The organism is Arthrobacter crystallopoietes BAB-32, from assembly GCF_000328305.2.
In the GTDB taxonomy this organism is placed as follows: domain Bacteria; phylum Actinomycetota; class Actinomycetes; order Actinomycetales; family Micrococcaceae; genus Crystallibacter; species Crystallibacter crystallopoietes_A.
Genome location: NZ_ANPE02000281.1, coordinates 1 through 2,719, shown reverse-complemented (window position 1 = coordinate 2,719; position 2,719 = coordinate 1). Strand labels below are relative to the sequence as shown.

The following is a 2,719-nucleotide window of genomic DNA, read 5'->3' as shown; positions in this document are numbered from 1 at the left end:
CTCCGTTTCCCACGGAGGCACCGCCGTCGTTGGTAGTACAAAGAGGAAGCCTAAACTTTAGACCTCAACTTGAAGCTAAAGGCTCGCCGGTAGCGGGCGCCACATTCGGCAGATGACAGCATGGTCACTGTAGCCTTGGGGGATAGAAGTGCAGCCAAGCGACGATGGAAGCTGGGATAGATACGTGAGTAGCGAACAGGGTTCGACGACTCTGCAGGAAGAAGCCGTCTTGGGGCCGACCGGCCGGCCGCTGACCGAATTCCCCGAACCGCCCGTGCTGACTTCACATGGCCCCGCCCGTATTGTCGCCATGGTCAACCAGAAGGGCGGCGTCGGCAAGACCACGTCGACCATCAACCTCGGTGCCGCGCTGGCCGAAGCCGGACGCCGCGTGCTGCTGGTGGACTTCGATCCCCAGGGTGCGCTGTCCGCGGGGCTCGGCACCAACCCGCACGAACTCGACCTGACCGTCTACAACGTCTTGATGGACCGCAAGGTGGACATCAACGAGGCCATCCAGAGCACCGAGATCGAGAACATCGACCTCCTGCCGGCGAACATCGACCTGTCGGCCGCGGAGGTGCAGCTGGTCAACGAGGTGGCCCGCGAACAGGTCCTGGACCGGGCGCTGCGGAGGGTCGCCGATGACTATGATGTCATCCTGATCGACTGCCAGCCCTCGCTCGGCCTGCTGACCGTGAACGCGCTGACCGCGGCGCACGGCGTGATCATCCCGCTGATCTGCGAATTCTTCGCCCTGCGCGCCGTCGCCCTGCTCGTGGAGACCATCGAGAAGGTGCAGGACCGGCTCAACCCGCGCCTGCAGATCGACGGCGTGCTGGCCACCATGTATGACGCGCGCACGCTGCACAGCCGCGAGGTCGTGGGCCGGCTGCTGGAAGCCTTCGGCGACAAGGTCTTCGAAACCGTCATCAAGCGGACCATCAAGTTCGCCGACGCGACCGTTGCGGCCGAACCCATCACCACGTATGCCGGCAACCACCCTGGCGCTGCCGCCTACCGCCAGCTGGCCAAGGAGCTCATTTCCCGCGGCGGCGCCCCGTAATGACCCCTGCGGTGCCGGCGGACGCCCTGCTGCCGGAACCGGAAGCCGGGGTCCGGACCGGCGGCTTCGAGGTCCAGCTGGACAATTTCAGCGGTCCCTTCGACCTGCTGCTCGGCCTGATTTCCAAGCACGAGCTGGACATCACCGAGGTCGCCCTCGCCCGCGTCACGGACGAGTTCATCGCCTACATCCGGCGGCTGCAGGAGTCCGGCGAGGGCCGGGCGCTGGATGAGGCGAGCGAGTTCCTGGTCATCGCGGCCACGCTGCTGGACCTGAAGGCGGCCCGGCTGCTGCCGGCGGGGGAGGTCGAGGACGACGAGGACATCGCCCTCCTCGAAGCCCGCGACCTGCTTTTTGCCCGCCTGCTGCAGTACAAGGCGTTCAAGCAGATCGCCGCGATGCTGGGCCAGCGGCTGGAGCAGGAGGGCCGGCGCTACCCGCGCCAGGTCGGACTGGAACCGCACTTCGCGGCCCTACTGCCCGAACTCGTTTGGCGGACTTCCCTGCCGGATTTTGCGGCCCTGGCTGCGAAAGCGCTGGAGCCGAAGGCGCCCAAGCCGACGGAGGTCGGGCTGGCGCATCTGCACGCTCCGCCGGTCAGCGTCAAGGAACAGGCCGGCATCATCGCCGCACGGCTCCAAGGCGGTGCGGCGCTGTCCTTCCGGGCCCTGACCGCGGACGCCGGGGACACCCTGGTGGTGGTCGCACGGTTCCTGGCCCTGCTGGAACTGTTCCGCGACGCGGTGGTCTCCTTCGAACAGGCGGCGCCGCTGGGGGAGCTGACGGTGCGGTGGACGGGCGGTGACCGGGAATGGACCCCGGAACGGCTGAGCGAAGAATACGAGGAAGCAGGGGACAGCGATGAGTGACCAGGCGGAGGCCGCGGACGGCACGGCGAACGTGGACGGTCTTCCCGGCGGTGCCCGGGCTGCCCTGGAAGCGGTGCTGATGGTGCTCGATGAGCCGGCCACCGACGTCGAACTGGCCACCGCTCTGGACCTTCCGGTGCCCAGGGTCGGCACGCTGCTGCGGGACCTGCAGCAGGATTACGACGGCGACGGGTCGCCGTCCGGTGTGCGGCGCGGTTTCGAACTGCGCAATGTCGCCGGGGGCTGGCGGATTTTTTCCCGCAGTGATTTTGCGGACATCGTTTCGGCCTTCGTGCTCGAGGGCCAGACGGCCCGGCTGACGCAGGCGGCGCTGGAAACCCTGGCCGTCATCGCCTACCGCCAGCCGGTGGCCCGCTCCCGGGTTTCAGCCATCCGCGGGGTCAATGTCGACTCGGTGGTGCGCACCCTTGTGCAGCGCGGACTGATCGAAGATTCCGGCGCCGATCCGGAGACCGGAGCGGTGCTGTACCGGACCACCTCGTATTTTCTGGAAAGATTAGGGATAGGAAGTCTTTCCGAGCTTCCCGAACTGGCACCGCATCTGCCGGGGCTGGAACACTTGGCAGATATCGACGAATCCTCCTACTGAGCTGTACCGTTCCGCGAGTATTTAAGGACAGAAATGACACAGGCGCCCCGATCCGGTTCCGGCCGCAACTCCCCGCGCGGCGGCGGCAAGGGCCCGAAGCCTGCCGGCAAGCCGGCCCGCAAGCCGGCAGCGCGGGCAACCAGCGCCGCAGCGGCCAGCCGTCCTCCGGACAGG

The 2,719-nt window shown here is 67.2% G+C and carries 3 protein-coding genes; all 3 read left to right on the top strand.

Annotated features, from left to right (window positions below; translation table 11 throughout):
• Positions 1-184 precede the first annotated feature (184 nt).
• Genes D477_RS19845 through scpB form a run of 3 tightly spaced genes read left to right on the top strand, consistent with a single transcriptional unit; the run spans position 185 to position 2,545 of the window.
• On the top strand, positions 185-1,066 hold the full coding sequence (locus D477_RS19845; protein ID WP_005274531.1) for a ParA family protein: 882 nt from the start codon (positions 185-187) through the stop codon (positions 1,064-1,066).
• Positions 1,066-1,935 (top strand): segregation and condensation protein A, encoded by an 870-nt coding sequence (locus D477_RS19840; protein WP_005274527.1) that lies wholly within the window; start codon positions 1,066-1,068, stop codon positions 1,933-1,935. The genes D477_RS19845 and D477_RS19840 overlap by 1 nt, the downstream gene beginning before the upstream one ends.
• Positions 1,928-2,545 (top strand): SMC-Scp complex subunit ScpB, encoded by a 618-nt coding sequence (scpB, locus tag D477_RS19835; RefSeq protein WP_005274525.1) that lies wholly within the window; start codon positions 1,928-1,930, stop codon positions 2,543-2,545. Before D477_RS19840 ends, scpB begins: the two co-directional genes overlap by 8 nt.
• Positions 2,546-2,719: the final 174 nt, after the last annotated feature.

Excerpts from the sequence above, each read along its gene's own strand:
- D477_RS19840 (WP_005274527.1), top strand. The coding sequence starts at position 1,066 with ATGACCCCTGCGGTGCCGGCGGACGCCCTGCTGCCGGAACCGGAAGCC.
- scpB (WP_005274525.1), top strand. The coding sequence starts at position 1,928 with ATGAGTGACCAGGCGGAGGCCGCGGACGGCACGGCGAACGTGGACGGT.